Source organism: Aerococcus tenax (assembly GCF_003286645.3).
GTDB lineage: Bacteria > Bacillota > Bacilli > Lactobacillales > Aerococcaceae > Aerococcus > Aerococcus tenax.
The window spans coordinates 1,544,341-1,563,025 of sequence record NZ_CP127382.2 but is presented as its reverse complement, the minus strand read 5'-3'; the positions used below and the strand labels follow the sequence as shown (position 1 = coordinate 1,563,025).

17 protein-coding genes and 1 pseudogene are annotated in these 18,685 nt (G+C 43.5%); 13 read left to right on the top strand and 5 right to left on the bottom strand.

Annotation, left to right across the window (positions count from 1 at the left end; all coding sequences use genetic code 11):
- Nucleotides 1–23: 23 nt before the first annotated feature.
- Complete coding sequence (locus DBT50_RS07260) at nucleotides 24–623, bottom strand: SOS response-associated peptidase (RefSeq protein ID WP_111852665.1); 600 nt, start codon at nucleotides 621–623, stop codon at nucleotides 24–26.
- Between the two features lie 158 nt (nucleotides 624–781).
- Between DBT50_RS07260 and DBT50_RS07255 the strand changes: the two genes are divergently transcribed.
- Nucleotides 782–1,546 carry an NADPH-dependent oxidoreductase gene (locus DBT50_RS07255; RefSeq protein ID WP_111853494.1) on the top strand — a complete coding sequence of 255 codons (765 nt, stop codon included), beginning with the start codon at nucleotides 782–784 and terminating at the stop codon, nucleotides 1,544–1,546.
- A gap of 597 nt (nucleotides 1,547–2,143) precedes the next feature.
- Here DBT50_RS07255 and DBT50_RS07250 read toward each other — a convergent pair.
- A complete protein-coding gene (locus tag DBT50_RS07250) occupies nucleotides 2,144–2,848 on the bottom strand; it encodes an RluA family pseudouridine synthase (protein WP_111852663.1) in 705 nt (234 codons plus the stop codon).
- Between the two features lie 161 nt (nucleotides 2,849–3,009).
- Here DBT50_RS07250 and DBT50_RS07245 point away from each other — a divergent pair, with 161 nt between their 5' ends.
- The 5 genes and pseudogenes from DBT50_RS07245 to DBT50_RS07225 all read left to right on the top strand — a co-directional run bounded on the left by DBT50_RS07245 (nucleotide 3,010) and on the right by DBT50_RS07225 (nucleotide 8,301).
- Nucleotides 3,010–3,930 carry an L-lactate dehydrogenase gene (locus tag DBT50_RS07245; protein ID WP_013670067.1) on the top strand — a complete coding sequence of 307 codons (921 nt, stop codon included), beginning with the start codon at nucleotides 3,010–3,012 and terminating at the stop codon, nucleotides 3,928–3,930.
- Between the two features lie 142 nt (nucleotides 3,931–4,072).
- Complete coding sequence (locus tag DBT50_RS07240; RefSeq protein WP_111852662.1) at nucleotides 4,073–5,074, top strand: YhdH/YhfP family quinone oxidoreductase; 1,002 nt, start codon at nucleotides 4,073–4,075, stop codon at nucleotides 5,072–5,074.
- A gap of 105 nt (nucleotides 5,075–5,179) precedes the next feature.
- A complete protein-coding gene (locus DBT50_RS07235; protein WP_111852661.1) occupies nucleotides 5,180–6,436 on the top strand; it encodes an amidohydrolase family protein in 1,257 nt (418 codons plus the stop codon).
- Nucleotides 6,437–6,894: 458 nt separating this feature from the next.
- A pseudogene (gene ltrA / locus DBT50_RS07230) lies at nucleotides 6,895–7,836 on the top strand (group II intron reverse transcriptase/maturase); the annotation flags it as partial.
- Entirely contained in the window at nucleotides 7,813–8,301 is a 489-nt protein-coding gene (locus DBT50_RS07225) for a group II intron maturase-specific domain-containing protein (protein WP_286048963.1), read from the top strand. The pseudogene ltrA and the gene DBT50_RS07225, both read left to right, overlap by 24 nt.
- Nucleotides 8,302–8,381: 80 nt before the next feature.
- Here the strand turns inward: DBT50_RS07225 and DBT50_RS07220 are convergent, their stop codons facing one another.
- Nucleotides 8,382–9,605: an NADH-dependent flavin oxidoreductase gene (locus tag DBT50_RS07220; protein WP_111852660.1), complete on the bottom strand. Its 1,224-nt coding sequence runs from the start codon at nucleotides 9,603–9,605 to the stop codon at nucleotides 8,382–8,384.
- 153 nt (nucleotides 9,606–9,758) lie between these two features.
- Here DBT50_RS07220 and DBT50_RS07215 point away from each other — a divergent pair, with 153 nt between their 5' ends.
- From DBT50_RS07215 to DBT50_RS07190, 6 genes are all read left to right on the top strand, one after another.
- Complete coding sequence (locus tag DBT50_RS07215; protein ID WP_111852659.1) at nucleotides 9,759–10,760, top strand: LLM class flavin-dependent oxidoreductase; 1,002 nt, start codon at nucleotides 9,759–9,761, stop codon at nucleotides 10,758–10,760.
- A gap of 174 nt (nucleotides 10,761–10,934) precedes the next feature.
- The gene (locus DBT50_RS07210) at nucleotides 10,935–12,212 is read left to right on the top strand and encodes a mechanosensitive ion channel (RefSeq protein WP_111852658.1); all 1,278 of its coding nucleotides are present in this window, start codon (nucleotides 10,935–10,937) and stop codon (nucleotides 12,210–12,212) included.
- 244 nt (nucleotides 12,213–12,456) lie between these two features.
- Nucleotides 12,457–12,789, top strand: coding sequence for a glycine cleavage system protein H (locus DBT50_RS07205; protein ID WP_111853476.1), 333 nt, complete (start codon nucleotides 12,457–12,459; stop codon nucleotides 12,787–12,789).
- Nucleotides 12,790–12,859: 70 nt separating this feature from the next.
- Nucleotides 12,860–13,672 (top strand): protein-ADP-ribose hydrolase, encoded by an 813-nt coding sequence (locus tag DBT50_RS07200; RefSeq protein ID WP_111852657.1) that lies wholly within the window; start codon nucleotides 12,860–12,862, stop codon nucleotides 13,670–13,672.
- Nucleotides 13,673–14,545, top strand: a complete 873-nt coding sequence (locus tag DBT50_RS07195) for an SIR2 family NAD-dependent protein deacylase (protein ID WP_111852656.1) — start codon at nucleotides 13,673–13,675, stop codon at nucleotides 14,543–14,545.
- 18 nt (nucleotides 14,546–14,563) lie between these two features.
- Entirely contained in the window at nucleotides 14,564–15,592 is a 1,029-nt protein-coding gene (locus tag DBT50_RS07190; RefSeq protein ID WP_111852655.1) for a lipoate--protein ligase, read from the top strand.
- A 265-nt stretch (nucleotides 15,593–15,857) separates the two neighbouring features.
- Here the strand turns inward: DBT50_RS07190 and DBT50_RS07185 are convergent, their stop codons facing one another.
- Nucleotides 15,858–16,391 carry an LOG family protein gene (locus tag DBT50_RS07185; protein WP_111852654.1) on the bottom strand — a complete coding sequence of 178 codons (534 nt, stop codon included), beginning with the start codon at nucleotides 16,389–16,391 and terminating at the stop codon, nucleotides 15,858–15,860.
- A 249-nt stretch (nucleotides 16,392–16,640) separates the two neighbouring features.
- Here DBT50_RS07185 and DBT50_RS07180 point away from each other — a divergent pair, with 249 nt between their 5' ends.
- A complete protein-coding gene (locus DBT50_RS07180; RefSeq protein WP_013669562.1) occupies nucleotides 16,641–17,636 on the top strand; it encodes a D-2-hydroxyacid dehydrogenase in 996 nt (331 codons plus the stop codon).
- A 106-nt stretch (nucleotides 17,637–17,742) separates the two neighbouring features.
- Here the strand turns inward: DBT50_RS07180 and DBT50_RS07175 are convergent, their stop codons facing one another.
- Nucleotides 17,743–18,624, bottom strand: a complete 882-nt coding sequence (locus DBT50_RS07175) for a LysM peptidoglycan-binding domain-containing protein (protein ID WP_224785073.1) — start codon at nucleotides 18,622–18,624, stop codon at nucleotides 17,743–17,745.
- Nucleotides 18,625–18,685 lie beyond the last annotated feature (61 nt).

Below are 18,685 nucleotides of genomic sequence, written 5' to 3'. Positions count from 1 at the left end.
GGCTGTGCAGCCTTTCTTTTTTATTAATCTTTAAGGTTGAGAGTCATGTTGCGGAAGCTCTTATTATCGGTTTCCTTTTCCATAAAGAGTTGGGCATTAGAGTTTTGATAGTGGCGGGCAAAGTCATAGTCATTGAGCCAAGAGCGGATGTCCTTGGCTTGGACAAAATAGGGCATGCGGTGGTGAACTTCTTGGGCTAGCGGATTAGCTGCTTGGGTCATGAGCACGGCCCGGGGATGGCTAGACACCGACTTAGGCATCTGATAACAGCCACCCACATAGAGAATGTCATTACTGGAAAAACGGTAGCGTTCTTTGTCCTTGGTCCACTCATAGTAGCTGGACATAGGGAAGAGACAGCGACGGTAGTGAAAATCGGCTTGAAAAGTTGCCTTATCCGTGATGCTTTCCGAGCGGGCATTGATCAATAATTGCCCCTTAGTAAAGCCTGCATAGCCCCACTCCATGCCGCGCGCATGGACTGACTGGTCTGGGTTAGCGCTCAGGGTGAGCACAACCTGGCCAGGGTAGAGGGTCCCAGTTTGGATGTCGGGATCATTGGCCCGTTGGTAGAAGTGCTTGAGTAAGGCTTCTTCCTGGTTAAATTCATAACGACCGCACATGCTGATTCCTCCTTAATGATTATTTTAGAAGTTTCCAAAATTTATTGCGATTTTCTAATGCTTGCCGGCTTTTACTAGTGAGCGGATAGACTTCTTCAGTGGACAAGGCCTAAGCCAATTGCTAAACTTTACCATATAGTATATAAGGAGGTTTTTGGATGAACAAGCAAAACTCATTGATTGAACAACAATTGAACCACCGCACTATTCGTGAATTTACCCAAGACCAGATTAGTGACCAAGTGATTACGCAATTAGAAGAGGTAGCGATCCATACCGCAACTTCAACCGGGATGCAGTATGCCAGCGTTATCCGGGTAAAAGATCCTGATAAGAAAGCCCAAATTGCCGAAGTATGTAACCATGACTATGTTGCCCGGGCTCCTGAACTATGGATTTTTATCGTAGACCTATATCGCAATACCCAAATTGCAAAGGAACACGACGCAGATACGGCTTCTTCCCACCAATTAGAACGCTTCTTACAAGGTTATAGTGATGCCGTCTTGATGGCGCAAAACGTGAATAATGCTGTAGAATCCTTAGATATGGGCGCAGTGTTTTTGGGGAGCATTCAAAATAACATGGGTGCCATGATTGATATTCTACAGCTTCCCAAATTAACGGCACCTGTTTTAGGATTGGCTTTTGGTCATCCTAACCAAGAACCCCAATTGAAGCCTAGGATTCCTAAGGAAATGCGAATCTTTGAAGACACCTACCATTATCCAGACAATGCTAAGGAAATTATGGATACCTATGACCAAGAGATGACCACTTACTATGATTTACGTGACTCTAACCGGCGGGTCGACTCCTTCTATGAACAAGTCGTGAAAAAATCCAACCTCCGGCAAAGTCGGCGGGAAGAACTAATCGAAGACCTAGGCAAACAAGGCTTTAACGTCCAACCCATTGAATAAAGGATGTGAGGAAGGATCAGTGAGGGAGATTCCTTGGAAGAAAAGCTGATAAGGCCAGTTATAAGGATGTGAGAACGACGTCAAAGCCTTGAATTGCTGGAGGGAAATACCATAAACACAGCAAGTCTGTGCGTTGGTATTTTCTGAAGCAACTTCAAGGCTGGCGTTCGAACTCAGCTTGCTGGTCGTTCAACTTTTCTGAAAGGACATCCCCTCACCCTTCCGAACTCAACTATACAGAGTGCGACAGTCACAATAGAGGACGAAACCATTGGAGAAAACTGTCACAAGCTCAGCTAGTCTGAGCGTTGGCAGTTTTTGAAATGGACGTTCGTCCTGTGACTGGAGCAGGTTTGGAAGAGAGTGTGACAAGCGCAAAAAGAGGGGAGAGAGCTACGCATACTATATCTGTAACTCGCTTTGCTTCGAACAGCTATAGCAATTGGAAGAAGTGCGCAGTAAATCCTCGAAGAGGATTTGCAAGGACTTCTGAAATGGAGCTCACCTCGCGCTTGGAGCACATTTTGAGAGTGCGACAGTCACACCACGAGGAGAGCGCCCCATCGCTGGGGTGCTCTTTTTTTACGTCATGAAATATCAGTCTTCATCAGTAGTGAATTGGTCTTTGAATATATTCCAGGGCTCTTTACTGAGGGGCGGGGTACTGGTAAAAGTCATTATTTCTTTTTTGGTGGGGTGGATGAGGCTTAAATGCTGGGCCCAGAGTGCGATTTGTTGGCCTTTGTGACTATATTTTTGACCGTATTTTTGGTCACCCCAGAGTGGGTGCTGGCGGCTTTGAAATTGCACGCGAATTTGGTGAGACCGTCCGGTGTGGAGGCGGACTCTGACCAGGGCAACTTGCTTTCTTTGTTTCAGTAATTGATAGTCAAGGACAGCCTTTTTACCGCGCTTGTCGGCCTTATTAACCACGCTGACTTTGTTCTTTTTACGGTTTTTATAGAGGTAATCGGTCCAGGTTTCTCGATTTTTTAGCGTCAAATTTTGGTCTTGAACCACAGCCAGGTAGTCGCGCTTGACCCTATGCCTTCTAAAATCATCCGATAAGCGGCTAGCGGCCTTGGAGGTCTTCCCAAAGACCATCACCCCACCCACTGGACGGTCCAGGCGGTGGAGGAGGGCCAAGTAGACATTGCCTGGTTTATGGTCCCTTTCCTTAATAAATGCCTTGAGCGCTGACAGTAGGTCTAGGTCTCCACTAGCATCTTCTTGGACCGGCATATTGATTGGCTTCTCAACAATGAGCAGGTGGTTATCTTCGTAAATAATGGGGATAGGCATGATCTCTTCCTTTCCTGTATGGTCAATTACCAGTATATACTAGATTGGTTTTTAATTCATAGAATAGAAAAGGCCAAAAAGAAAGAATTTTCTGAAAATTTACCGCTTCAAAGTCAAAAAGTGTGGTATAGTATGTAACAATAAATGAAAGGAGTGATTGGATGTCACGTCATGTAGCAGTTTTTGGAATGGGAAATGTTGGGTCTACTGTTGCCCATCAATTAATCCTTAATGGCCATGTTGATGAATTGACTTTATTTGATACCAATGAAGCAAAGGTGAAGGCAGATGCCTTAGACTTTGAAGATGCTATGAGTAACTTAAACCACAGCGTCAAAATCAATGTCAATGATCAAGCAGCCCTCAAATCAGCAGAAGTTATTGTTTCTGCTTTAGGGAACATTGGCTTAATTGGTGGCGACAACCCTGACCGCTTCGGTGAGTTAAAACATAACCGTGAACAAGTGAAAAAAGTTGGTCAAACGATTAAAGAATCAGGCTTTTCTGGGGTTTTAGTGGTCATTACTAACCCTAATGACGCGATTTGTAACTTGTACCAAGAAGTTACCGGCCTAGCCAAGGAAAAGGTTATCGGAACCGGGACTTTATTGGACTCCGCACGTTTACAACGGGCTGTGGGTAAATTATTTGATGTTCATCCTAAATCAGTCCAAGGTTACAGTCTAGGGGAACACGGGGACTCCCAATTTGTGGCTTGGTCGACCGTTAAAGTCATGGGCCAAAGCATTTACAAGCTATTAGAAAAAGTCGATTTCAGTTTAGAAGATGTCGACCAAGAAACCCGTGATGGCGGTTACGTGGTCTTCTCAGGTAAGAAATATACCAACTATGGGATTACAGCAGCTGCTGATCGCTTAGTCGATGCGGTTCTTTCCGATAGTCATGAAGAATTACCTGTTTCTAACTACCGTGAAGAATATGGCACCTATCTCTCCTACCCAGCGATCGTTGGTAAAGCAGGGATTGTTAAACAAAGTCAATTAGACTTAACTGAAGAAGAACTTGCCAAATTACAAAATTCTGCCGACACCATCAAAGAAAAATCTAAAGTCGAAGATTAGAATTGAGAAAGAGGCTAGGACATTTGTTTCTGCCTCTCTTTTTTGCCTCCAAAAGTAAGCGCTTCCCTTGATTTTTAATGACCTTCTTGACATACTGCAAGTAGAAAATTGTAGCGGTTGATAAGAATATGGAGGGATTAAGATGAAGGAGACTTTTAAAGCTGTTGTTGTGCGTAGTGATGGCGACGAAACCTCTTATGCTTTAGAAGATTACCAATTGGGAGACCAGCCGGTAGATGAGGGCGACACGATTGTCAAGCTGGCCTATTCATCGATGAATTATAAGGATATGCTAGCCACTCAGCACCAGGGAGGCGTGATCCGTTCCTATCCACTCATTCCTGGGATCGATGCCAGTGGGGAAATTGTTGAGTCCAGTCATCCTGAGGCTGAAATTGGGCAAAAAGTGATTAATACCTGTTCGCAAGCGGGAGTGAACCATAACGGCGGCTATAGCCAATACCTCAAAGTGCCCTATGATTGGTTAGTGACTCTGCCGGAGGGATTGAGTGAAAAAGAAGCCATGATTTATGGTACTGCTGGACTGACGGCCGCTTATTCGGTGGATAGTTTGTTGAAGCACGGTATGACAGTAGACCAGCAGCCTGAAATATTGGTGACCGGCGCTAGTGGTGGGGTAGGCAGTATCGCCCTAGCCATCCTGAATAGGTTAGGCTTTAAAAATGTGACTGCTCTAATCAGAAAAGATTATCAAGAAGAATTGGTTAAGAAATTAGGGGCTGCTCAGGTGATTTGGCCAGCAGATTTAGGGGGAAATAAGCCTCTGAATAAGCGCCGCTTTGACTTTGTCTTAGATACTGTCGGTGGTCAGGTTGCTGCTCAGGCCATGACCTTTATTCGTGAGTGGGGCTCGATGACCTTGTGTGGGAATGCCGGGGGTAATCAGCTAGAGACCACTGTTCTCCCTTTGATTCTTAGAGGGGTCAACTTGCTAGGAATTAACAGCCAAGAACTCGATATCCATTACCGGCAGGAATTATGGAATAAACTCGCCACTGACTGGAAGGTGGTTGATCGATTAACTTATGATAGTGTGGGCTTAGATCAAATTGAAGAGACAGTTGAAGCCCTAAAGACCGGTAAACATATGGGGCGGACCATTATTGATCTGCAAGATGTTTAAGCAATAGATGGACCAGTGTAGGCCAGCTTGTGATAATAAACTTTTAAAAAAAGTGAAAATAGAGTAGGATGGAAGTGTAACGATTAAATTAATGGAGGTTATGCTATGAAGAAAAAATTTACTAATGCAGTAATTTATAAGCAAGCAGATGCCAATGAATTTATGGTTGAAGATGGTAAATTTACTGCTTTTGGTAAGGATTTAGGTGAAGCAGATGAAGTCATTGACTTAGGGGGCAAGTTAGTTATCCCGCCTTATGTCGATTCTCACCTGCACTTAGACTACTATTTCACCGGCAAAGCCGATAACTCTGAAAATGCGACCGGGACCCTCTATGAAGGAATTGCCCGCTGGTCTCACATTAAACTAGGACAAAGCAAAAAAGAAGCTAAGGAACGGATGTACCAAGCGGTTCGCGACGTGATGGCATATGGGACTCAATATATTCGGGCCCAAACGGACTGTACCGATCCTGAACTAAAAAATATCGAAGCCATGTTGGAAGTCCGTGATGAATTAAAAGATAAGGTCACTATCCAAGTGGTTGCCTTCCCTCAAGAAGGGGTCTTTGCCTATAAAGATGGTAATGGTCAAGGTTTAGAATTGATGGAAGAAGCCTTGAAAATGGGGGCCGATGTTTTAGGTGGGATTCCTCACTTTGAATGGTCGCGAGAATTAGGTGAAAAATCCATCCACAAAATTGTGGAACTAGCCATGAAATATGACAAGTTGATTGACGTTCACTGTGACGAAACCGATGACCCTGAGTCCCGCTTCGTTCAGTTACTTAATGCCTTGGTCTTAACAGAAGGTTATGGTCCTAGAACAACGGCTAGCCATACCTGTTCACTAGGTTCAGCAGATGACGCTTATTTCTTCCGTCTCATGCAACTCTTCCAACAATCGAAGATGAACTTTACCTCCCAACCAACGGAAAATATGTACCTACAAGGTCGGTCAGACTCCTATCCAAAACGTCGTGGCTTGACCCGGGTAGCGGAATTCTTCCACAATGATATTAATGTTTCCTTTGGTCAAGACTCCATTGTTGACCCTTGGTACCCAGCAGGAAATGGGAATATGATGAATATCTTAGATAATGGGATCCATGCTGCTCAAATCATGTCTGACGAAGACTTTGAACGGGTCTTGGATTTAATTACCTATAATGGGGCTAAAACCCTCCACATCGAAGACCAATATGGCCTAGCAGCTGATAAATCAGCCAACTTCATCGTCTTAGATGCACCAAGTCCATTTGAAGCGGTCCGTAACCGGGTAGAATGCCTGGCTTCGGTTCGCAACGGGGAATACCTCTTCAAGAAGAAACCACGTGAATTTGAAATTGGCTTAGACATTTAATGATGATCAGACTAAAAAAGCAGACGCTCTTAAAACTGGGCGTCTGCTTTTTCTTTGGTGCGCCTGGCATGGGCGACAACTCGGTGGTGAAAGTCCACTACAGGCCTTTGCAGTAGGAACTGTTAGCCAATGACAAGGGTGTCCACCGTGAGGTGGAATCTGAAGGAAGTTGGAGGCAAATACTTGCACTGACGTACAGAAACTTCATAAAGAAAGGCTGTCAAAAGATGGATGAGCTTGCCAGACAAAGTGAAGTCCAATACTGCACGAATCTGAGACAGTAGATGAAGCAGTGACATGAGTAGAAAGTTGTCGTTCTTACCCAGGGAGATCTCACAGACGGCGCAGGAGTCCCCTTATAAGAAGCCGGTCGAAAAAGGTTTACTGTGAGAAGTCAGCCGAAGTCATAGTAGTTTCCAGAGGAAACGAAGGACTGAACAATATCCATGTTTATTTAGATGGGAGGTAGCTCAATTATGGGAAAAGCAGAAAAGTTGCGGAAGCAACGCAGCCTACAGAGGAATAAGGTGGAACCTGAAAAGTATGTAGATGTGCTTAGTGGTAGAGCTATTGAATATATGAAAAGACATGATGGGTCTCTAATGAGTCTCGTTGTCAGAGAAGAAAACCTCATGCGAGCAGCTCAATTAGTTCGTAAGAACAAAGGAGCAGCTGGTATTGATGGTGTTTCCGCAGAAGCTGCGGAAGCTGAAGTAAGAAAGTATCTTAGACCCTTACAACAGAAATTGATGAATGCAACATATAAACCTCAACCGGTCAAGCGGGTAGAAATTCCCAAAGCCAATGGAGGAGTTCGTCGATTAGGTATTCCTGTGGTCAGGGATCGCATTGTTCAACAAGCCATTCGACAAGTGATTGAACCAATCATAGATCCTCAACTATCACCTTATAGTCATGGCTTTCGTAAAGGCAAGAGTGCACATAGTGCACTGAAACAATGTGTCGACTATTACGAAACAGGCTATAAAGTTGTGGTTGATTGCGATCTAAAGAATTGTTTCGATAATTTTAATCAAGATTAAATGATTCATTACTTGGAACAAATGGTAAAAGATCCAGCGATATCACGTATTCTTAGACGTTTTATGAGTGCAGGTGTTATTGATATGTCTGGTCAATTTATTGACAGTCATACGGGTACCCCTCAAGGGGGTGTTATTTCACCGCTTCTATGTAATGTTTATTTAAATGAATTGGATAGAGAATTAGAACGTCGTGGACATCGTTTTGTACGTTACGCAGATGACTTTGCGATTTTCGTCAAATCTAAGCGAGCAGGAGAACGTGTGCTAAAAAGTATTACTACTTACATTGAAAAAGATCTTCGATTAACCGTTAACCATGAGAAAAGTCAAGTGGGTTCGCCAACCCGTTTAAAATTCTTGGGTTGCCTTATCAAGCCTACCCGAAAGGGTTGTCGTTTTCGTCCGACGAATGAAGCGAAGAAGAAATTCAAAGCAAAGTTAAAACGTCTGACAAGTCGAAAGCGACCAGGTACCTTTAAAACCATTGTAAAAGAGATCAACCAAGTCACACAAGGTTGGATCAACTATTTTGGAGTAGGCTATATTAAAACCTATATTGAAGAGATAGAACAATGGTTAAACCATCGCCTAAGGCAACTCATTTTGAAGCGATGGAAAAACTGTCGAACGAAGATTATACGCCTCATGCGGTTGGGATTGGATAGTGAAAGCGCGAAGCGTATTGCTTTCTCACGCAAGAAGTATTGGCGTCTATCCAAGACACCGGAGGTGCACTACGCTCTGACAACAAAAAGACTCCGTCAGTGGGGATTAAAATCATTAACCCTCCTGGCGGAGTCTGCCTATTTAAGATATTGAACCGCCGTATACGGAACCGTACGTACGGTGGTGTGAGAGGTCCTCTGTCCGACTAACGGACAGAGTCCTACTCGATCCTTTTATTGATAATCCTTAAAGTAAGAAGTGGTATCTTGTTGGTTTAATTGGCGGAGGTCTTGACGGGTTGCTTGCGGTAGGGAGCCGCCATAGTCCATAAATTCAACTAAGTCCTTAAAGGCTCCTTGGGGGATGGCGAGGTCAGCTAAGTCTTCAGGGTGGAGACTAATATCGATAGCATCTTCCTGCCCTTGGGCCAATTTAGTCACGAAGTCAGGTTCTGTAACAAATACAGAAGATAGTCCCACCATATCCGCATGTTCTAGGGCAGCTAGGGCCTTATCAGGAGAATTAATCCCTCCAGTAGCAATGACAGGTACCCGACCATTGATATGGTCTTTAACCACTTGGTTGACATACTCGCCTTGGTGTTTATCGCTACGAACTTTTTCTAGGTAAATGTCGTGGCCCCAGCTAGCAATGGCATAGTATTGGATGTCGGCAACGTCAAGAAGACGGTCGAAATAATCATTAAATTCATCGACGCTATAGCCAACTTTATTGCCCCGGGTTTCTTCTGGGGTGCCACGAAAGCCCAAGATAAAGTTCTTCACCCCGGATTCATCAATCGCTTCTTGGATGGCTTGGGTGGCCTCAACCCCAAAGCGGGCCCGGTTTTCTAGATTTTGGGGGCCGTAATGGTCCTCTCTTTGGTTTGAGAAGGGAGAGAAGAACTGTTGGGGCAATAACCGTTGGGCGTTAGAAATTTCTACTCCATCAAAACCGGCTTCAATGGCCCGTCTGGTGGCTTCTTTATATTGTTGGATGACATGGTCAATTTTACGCTGACTCATGGCTAAGACGTCATGTTCGACTGGACTCTTGAGATGCATGTAGCTAGGTCCGTAGACGACATGGTAGTCTTTTAGGGTAGCCTTAGCGAAACGCCCAGCATGGGTCAATTGGAGGATGGCCTTAGCGCCGTCCCTTTTCATGGCCTTGGCCAGTTGACTGAGTCCCTCAATAAAACGGTCATCGCGGACACTGGGGCCAAATTCAAACAATTGGGCATAGTCTTCAATATAGGCTGCCGTGGTGACCTGTAAGGGGGCAGACTGGCTACGTCTTTTGGCGTAATTGATGTCTTCATCGGTTACAAAGCCTTCCCGAGTCGACGAGTTAGTCGTCAAGGGGTTCAAAGAAAAGCGGTTAGCCAATTCAATCCCATTGGGCAAGGTCAGTGGCTGGAATAAGGCTTGGTATTTAGGGTTCATTGCTTGCTTCATAATAACCTCCTAATGATTTTATTAATTATATTCTATGGCTTTTAGCTTAAAATGCCAAGTCAAGCTAGGTGTGAATCCTCTCTAGGGTCCAGTGAATGTTCTTAGCCATGCCGTGTTATACTATAAGTGAATGAAATAAAGGAGGTCTATCGGGTGAAAGTAAGTGTTTTAGATTATGCAGTGATTGATGAAGGCGAAACAGCCAGCCAGGCCCTAGCCCATACGATTCAGTTAGCTCAAAAGGCGGAAGCCTTGGGTTACCAGCGGTTTTGGATGGCTGAACACCATAATGTTCCTGCCTTTGCCAGTTCAAGTCCTGAAGTCATTATGATGCAGTTGCTCAACCACACTCAACGTATTCGAATTGGGTCGGGAGGCATCATGTTGCCCCATTACAGCCCCTATAAGGTGGTGGAAAACTTTAAGGTGATGGAGGCTTATTTCCCAGGGCGGATTGACTTAGGCGTAGGTAATAACATGGGGACACCAATCGTCAGGAAGGCGCTGGAACGGGCTGGTGACAAGATCCCTTCTTACGAAGCAGACTTAAGACAAGTCTATGACTATCTCACTCAAAGCGAGGATGGGCAAACTAAGATTCTAGCCAATCCTCAAGTGGAAGACTTACCGACAATGTGGCTCTTATCCACTAGTGTTCGCCGGGCCAAGTGGGCCGCTGAAGCTGGCTGTGCCTATGTCTATGGCATCTTCCCCTATGCCAGAGAAGATGCCCTAGAAGTGGGACGCCAAGCCATTGCCACTTACCGCAAGCACTTTAAAGCCTCACAATTATTACAGGAACCTAAGGCCATGTTTTCAGCCTTTGTAGCGACTGCTGACCAAGAAGATGAGGCGGAAGACTTGACCCGGTCGCTGGATTTATGGCTTTTAGGTCAAGATCAGTTTTCTTACTACCAACGGATGCCATCCATCAAAACGGCCAAAGCAACCGAAATCACCAGTCAGATGGCTGAAAAAATTAAGAGCAACCGCAGTCGGATGCTCCATGGCAAGGCCAGCCAAGTAGCCAGCCAGCTGAAGGACTGGATCAATTACTTAGATGCCGACGAAGCTCTGATTATGCCCCTAGTTCCAGGAATTGACAAGCGAATGCAGACCCTTGAACTTCTGGCTCACTATTTGGGGATCAAGTAGGCTTAGGAACAAAAATACTTTCTTATAATGATAAAACATCTTTATTAAGTACAAAATATTTATCGCTTTGTGTAAATTTTAAAGGGAAAGTTCATATTATTTTAAAATATTATTAAAGGTTGATATAATTAAGGTAATAAAAATAGTAATATTTTGTATTAGGAGGAGATTATAATGGATTTCTTACATACTTTATTAGATCCAATTATCGCAGCAGTTCCTAATATCCTAGGGACTATTCTCTTAATCCTTATTGCCTGGATTATTGCGGTAATTGTACGTAAATTGATTGTCAAAGGCCTGCGTGCCATTCACGCTGACCGCACTTTCCAAAAATGGGGAGTGGCCAAGAATGAATCAGATGCCAAGGGTGTTATTAAAACAGTAGCCAGTGTCGGTTATTACTTGGTTTTTGTATTCTTCTTACCGGCGATTTTAAATGGTTTAAATATCGGTGGCGTTCTTGAACCAATCACCAATATGTTCGATAAGTTCTTTGCTTTCATTCCAAATATTATTGGTTCTGGACTTATCTTGGTATTGGCTTTCTACCTCTGCGGATTTGTCCGCGACTTGGTACAAGGCCTGCTCGAAAAGGTTGACATCGATGGTTGGATGAATAAACTGGTTAACAAATCTGAAGGTGCTGTTGGTGAAACGGTTAAAGACCAAGTGGACGCTGCACCAAGTGGTAATAAATTAGCCAAAGTTGGCGCAACCATTGTTTATGTTTTACTCTTCATCCCACTATTAACCGCTGCTTTAGAAGTTTTAGGTATTGAATCGATTAGCCGTCCAATTATTAATGTCTTAAATATGATGTTAGCGGCTATTCCAAATATCTTGGTAGCAGCGATCTTGATTGCTGTGGGTGGCCTAGTTTCTAAGTTAGTTGGCGACTTGATCGAAAACTTACTGGAAGCAGCTAATATCAATAAATATACCAAGTATCTTAATGCTAGTGGCGATGTCAACGTGAAATTATCAGCGATCGTTGCCAATATCGTCAAAGCAGTCATTGTCATCTTCTTCTTTGTTGAGGCTCTAAATGTCCTTCAATTAGAAGTCTTAAATACTATTGGTGCTGCAATTATTGCCTACCTACCATTAGTATTATCTGCTGTAATCATTCTGATCTTAGGGGTTGTTGGTGGAAATCTCTTATCCCAATTCCTCAAAGAATCAACCGGATCCAATATTTTAGCTAATATTGTTCAATATGGTTTAATTGCTCTGGCTATCTTCATGGCTCTTGACCAATTACAATTTGCCCAAACCATTGTTAATACTGGTTTCATGTTCATTGTTGGTGGAGCTGCAGTTGCCTTTGCCTTAGCCTTTGGTTTAGGTGGACGTGACTTTGCTAAGAAGCAATTAGAACACCTTGATCATAAATTACATGAGGGTGAAGCAGACAAGAAGGACCAAGATGGTGACCACTCTCAATTCTAAAAGTAAGCGATAAATAAAGTGAGACTGTGGCTTTTGTCACAGTCTTTTTTTGGTCCTTAAAAGGAAAATTAATTTTTTGGATAATAAAAAACGATATTATTTACAAAGAAAATTATCATTTATTTAATCACTTAAAAGAGATTTAAATTTTTGGGTCTCTCTCACTTCTGTGCTAGAATAGTTAAGGATAAGTTGGAGCCAGCGATTTGCTCCAACATAAATTTAAACAAAAGGAGAATGAAGAATGACAAAACGTGGAAATTACTTATTTGTAGAACAAAATGGCGATCTTTATACGGTATCCATGACTCCAGAACTACAAGATGATATCGGTACAGTGGGCTATGCTGAATTTGCCCAAGAAGACCAAGTTGAAAAAGATGCTGCCTTGTTAAATATTGAAGCATCAAAAACCGTGATGGAAATTCACTCCCCGCTCAAGGGAACCGTGGTTGAACGCCATACTGAAGTGGTTGACCAACCTTCCTTATTGAATTCTGCTAAAAGCGAAGAAAACTGGATTGTTCGCTTAAAAGATGTCGACCCAGCTGAATTTGACGCTTTAGAAGAAGCCTAGGGTGATATTGAATGATTCTGTGCTAGAGGTCACACCTTTAGCATAGGATTTTTTTATTGGGGGGAGTATCTTGACAGCAGAAGAATTGCTAAGGCAAATGATTGATTACCTAGAAGCCGAGCGAAGTGATAAATACTATCTCAGAAGGAAGGTTGAAGATAGGCCTGACTATGGGGATTATTCCATGCATGACAAGTGGCGGGCTCTGATTAATACCCGTCCCGCCTGGCCTATTAGTGAGGATTACCTGGACTTAGAAGATGAGTATTTAAAGCGTTGGCGTGACCAAGAAGGGACCGTTAGTCTGGACAAATTAGAACCAGCCTTAGACCGGATTTATCTCTGGCAAGGGGATATCTGCCGCTTAGCAGTTGATGGGATTGTCAATGCAGCGAATTCCTTTCTATTAGGGTGTTTTATCCCTAACCATAAGTGCATTGATAATACCATCCAAACCCGCGCCGGTGTCCGCTTGCGGCTAGCATTGAACGATATCATGGAAGACCAGGGCCACAATGAGCCGGTTGGCAAGGTCAAGACAACATCAGCTTACCACTTGCCGGCTAAGTATATTCTCCATACCGTGGGCCCAAGAATTGAATCTGACCGGGTCAGTCCCATCCGCCAAAATCTTCTCAAGCAGTCCTATCTTTCCTGCTTAAAAGAGGCCGATCGACTGGGGTTGACGAGCTTGGCTTTCCCATGTATTTCTACGGGCGAGTTCCACTTCCCTAATGATCTCGCTGCTCAAATTGCCTTCAATACAGTAAGAGACTATTTAAAGAAAAGCGGATCATCTTTGCAAGTGATTTTCAATGTTTATTTGGACCAAGACCTTCATTTATATCAGGACTTAATTGACAGACTAGAAGGGGAAGAGTAGATGAGTGATAAAGAAACAGTTTGGCAAGCTTTAAGCCAAAATTATAATAATGAATCAGACCTTTTGCGGGCCTTAATGGAAGAAGCCCAGGCCATCTTGGTGGGGATCGGTGCTGGCATGTCAGCTGCTGACGGCTTTACCTATGTGGGGGAGCGCTTTGAGCAGGCATTTCCTGACTTTATTGAAAAGTTTAATTTGTTTGATATGTTGCAAGCTTCCCTCTATGATTACCCCAGTCTGGAAGAATATTGGGCTTTTGCCAGTCGCTTTGCCATTATGAATGGGATTGAACAAGAAGCTGGTAAGGCCTACCAACATTTTAACCAATACCTTCAAGGAAAAAATTACTTTATTATTACCACCAATGCTGATAACGCCTTTCCTAAGGCTGGCTATGACATGGATAAGGTGCACTACTACCAAGGGAAGTATGTTCTCATGCAGTGTAAAAAGCATTGCCAGCCAGTGACCTATCGCGATGACGCCTTGCTCTATCGCATGGCTAAGGAACAAGAAAATATGCGGATTCCTAGTGAACTTGTTCCTTATTGCCCAAATTGCGGCGCCCCCTTGGAGTTAAATAAGCGCACGGCAGAAAATGGCATGGTAGAGGATAAGGACTGGCAGGTCCACCAAGCAGCTTATGAAGACTTTGTTAAGAAAAACCAATACGACAAGATACTTTATTTAGAAATTGGTGTGGGAAATACCACCCCACAATTTATTCGCCAACCCTTCCAAGCGTGGACCAAGGAAAATCCCAAAGCCCTTTATGTGATGATGAACCAAAAACCTTACCATATTCCACCATCCATTAAAGACCAAAGCTTGCGCTTGACTGACGATATTCAACAAACATTATGTGAACTTTAAAAGGACAAGTGAGAAAAAATGTATTTAATTGATTTAAAACGTGATGGTCAACGGATTTATGACGGGGCACTAGCCTTGGCAGCTCAAGTCTATGCCCAAAGCCATATTTTCTTGGATGAGGACATTCTCTTTCCCTATATGTGTGACCCTAAAGTAGAAATTGGTAAGTATCAAAATGCCCGGGCTGAGGTCAACCAAGACTATATCGACCAAGAAAATATTCAAGTGGTCCGCCGCGATACTGGTGGTGGAGCAGTTTACTGTGACCGTGGCGCCATCAATGTCTGCTTCTTAGCTGACCACAAATCCAATGATTTATTTGGTAATTTTGAAAAAATGTACCAACCAGGTATCAAGGCTCTAGAGGACATGGGGGTTCAAGGTTTACACACCAAGGGTCGTAATGACATGTACCTAGGCGATAAGAAGGTGTCGGGCGCTGCCATGACCTTAGTCGGTGACCGGGTCTATGGTGGTTTCTCCCTCCTCTTTGATATTGATGCTGAAGCCATGGTGAAGGCCTTAAACCCTAACCAAAAGAAAATTATTTCTAAGGGAATTAAGTCGGTCAAAAGTCGGGTAGCGCCGATTCGTCCAGCCTTAGCGCCAGAATTTCAAGCCATGTCCATGGATGAGCTCTTTGAAGCCTTAGTTTGCCGACTCTTTGATGTCGAGGACTTCGGACAAATTAAGCAATATGAATTAACCGAGGAAGATTGGCAAGGGATTGACCAATTAGCCAAGGAAAAATATAAGAATTGGGATTGGAACTATGGCAAAGCTCCGCAATACACTTACAACCGTGATGACCACTTCGACCAAGTAGGAACGGTCGAAATTTCTATTGAGGTTGAGGATGGTAAGATTAGCCAATGCAAGATCTGGGGCGATTTCTTTGGCCAATCCGATATTGCTGAATTAGAAAAGCAATTAATTGGTGTAAAGATGCGCCGAGACGACCTATTAAAGGCTCTGGAAGATGTCCAACTGGAAAACTATATCAGTCACATGACGCCTGAACTACTCGTCGATCTTATTCTCTCTTAATAAGTTAAAAGCGATTTTCTCAATAGTAAGGCTGGGACAAAAGTCTCAGTCTTTTTTTAATACGAACTTTTCTAATCAAAATGTGTTCCAAAAGTCAGCCCTGACGTCCACTTCACGAACTACGTGCGATAGACTTTCGCCTATCTTCATAGTTTGTTCCAGTTGCTATAGCTGTTCGAAGTGCAAGCGAGTTACAGATATAGTATGCGTAGCTCTTCAGGGCTCTTTTGACTTTTGTCACACTCTCTTTAAGAAAATCGCTTTTTTAGTGGTTGAGAATCGTCTCGATTTCAGCTAGGGAAGAAACAAAGTGGATTTGCTCTAATTCTTCTTGGGGCATGAAGGCTTCGGAGACCATGGTCTTGAGAAGGGAGTGGAGGACGTCATAGAAGTGGTCCACATTGTAAATGATGATGGGGGTCTGCTTCTTAGCCAGGCGTTTCCAGACCAAACTGTCGAAGAGTTCTTCCATGGTTCCCAAGCCCCCGGGAAAGATAATCATGGCGTCGGCTAATTCCATCAGTTTTTCTTTGCGTTGATTCATGGTATCAACGACCTCTAAGTGATGGATATCGTAATTGGCGACTTCGGCCTCGACTAGGACTAGGGGGATAATCCCAATGACTTGACTTCCGCTTTGGCTGGCAGCAGTGGCAATGGTCCCCATTAAACCAGTCCGACCACCCCCATAGACCAACTGGTGATTGTTCTGGCCAATCCATTCACCTAATTGCCAGATCAGGTGTTCATAACGTTCATTGATCCCTAAATTGGACCCACAGTAAACCGTAATTTTCATGATTAATCTCCTTTTTATCGATGAGAATAAGTGCTTTAACCAGTATAACTAAAGCCAGGTCTAAAGTAAAAAAGTGCGAATTGTCTAATTAATTCACAATTGTGTATTTTATTTAAATCATTTAAAAAGAACCGCTAAAAATCGCTTGACAAAGGCTTTTGCCTCTTTTAAAATTATTCATGTGAATATGTAATCTATGCAAAATAGATTAATAATGTGAAGGTTCACACTTATGAAAGGATGAAAGTGATGACTAAGATTTATATGTATGGTGTCAGCGAACAAGAAGAAGATCTCGCTAAAAAATGGGGCGAAGACAACAATGTTGAATTGACCCTTGACGCAGATATTCTTTCTGAAGCAACTGTTGACCGTTGTGAAGGCTACGATGGGGTATCTACCTACCAATATACTCCTCTAGAAGACAGCGTTTACCCAGTTTTAAAGAGCTTTGGTATTAAGAACATTGCTCAACGTATGGCTGGTTTCGACCCTTACAACCTTGAATTAGCTGCTGAAAATGACGTGATCATTTCTAATGTGCCAGCTTATTCACCAGAATCCATTGCTGAATACACTCTAGCACAAGCCTTAAACGCTATCCGTAAATTATATACCGTTAGAGATCATTCTAACCACCATGATTTCAGAGAATCTCTCTATATCCGTGGACAACGTTTAGGGACTAAGACCGTTGCTATCTTAGGTACTGGCCGTATTGGTCAAGCAACTGCTCGTCTTTTCAAAGGCTTCGGCTGCAAGATCCTTGGTTACGACCTCTATCCAAATGACAAATTAGGGGACTTATTGGAATACCGTGACACACCAGAAGAATGTGTGAAAGAAGCCGACATTATTTCCCTTCACTTACCTTCAACTGATGATACCTATCATTTATTTAACGCTGACTTACTCAAACAATGTAAGGAAGGCGCTGTGATTATCAATGCTGGTCGTGGGGCTTTAATTGACACTGACGCTTTACTTGACGCTCTTGATGCAGGTCATTTACAAGCTGCTATGTTAGACACCTACGAAAACGAATTTGACTATGTCAAACATGACTGGTCACATAAGGGGATTGTTGACCAAACCTTCTTACGTTTATTACACCACCCAGCAGTATCCTACACCCCACATATTGCCTACTATACTGATGAATCCGTTCAAAACATGGTCTTCCATGCCTTGAATGCTACAAAATCAGTGATTGAAACTGGCGATACTGAATTACGTGTTAACTAATCATTAACAGATAAAATATAGAGAAAAAAAGGCTAGCCCTAGCTGTTAAAGCTATGTGGCTAGTCTTTTTTGCTTTATCAAATAGTAGAGGGGGAAGCCTTCTGTCTTATTTGACTTTAATCCTTTGACCAGGCATAAGCGCAGGCCTGGTCATGCCGTTTAAGTCCATGAGCTCGTCGACCGTCATGCCATGGTCTTGGGCAATGCGGTAGAGACTATCGCCAGCCTGAACTTGGTAGCTGCCTCCAGCTTGGACCTGGCTCTCTTCTGTCTTAGGAGACTGGGAGGGATACTCACTGCCAGCATTTGAGCTATCTGGCTCAATGGACTCTTGTGCCAGCTTGGAATCCGTCGCTTTTTCTTCCCCTGATCGCTTGATTTTTGTTGCCCTTCTTGGGTAACGAGCTCGTTTAGACTCATACTGGGCGACTTTTTCGTCGAGAATAGCTGAGGCATGGTCCTGGTCTTTAGTGGTCAAGGCCTGGTCGGCTGGCTCCTTTTCCTCTGGCCCATGATAAACTGAGACATCGTCTTGGTCAATCTCCCAGTTATCAGCTTGGTAATGGTCTTGGCCAGTTAGTTGTGAGGATTGTGCCTTGAGACCTAAGAGGTTATCACTAGCCGTCCCCTGATAACTGGGGCTTGCTAGGAAGAAGACTAGTCCCAAAACGCCAAGGGCCACTCCCCATTGGAGGGGGAGGGATAGTTTTTGCCAGAAGCTTTTAAGAGGAGTTAAGCCAGGCTGGAGTTGGCTATTGACCTTTTCTTGGACTTGATGCTTGAAAGGACTGTCTTGATCCTTGTTTTGTTTGTTTCTGTGGGGCAGGACGCGGTCAATTCTTCGAAAGAGCGGTAGCAGGATGCGGGTCAGCTGATCAATGAGATAATAAACGAGGCGGGCCAGCATCTTAATGAGGGATTTGAGAGTGGCTAGGATTTCCTGGACCAACTTGTGCCAGGAAAAACTGGGCCCTTGTGAATCTGACATAGGCTTTCCTTTCTTCATTTAAACAGGTTTTCTCTAGTTTAAACATTTTAGGATGAACATG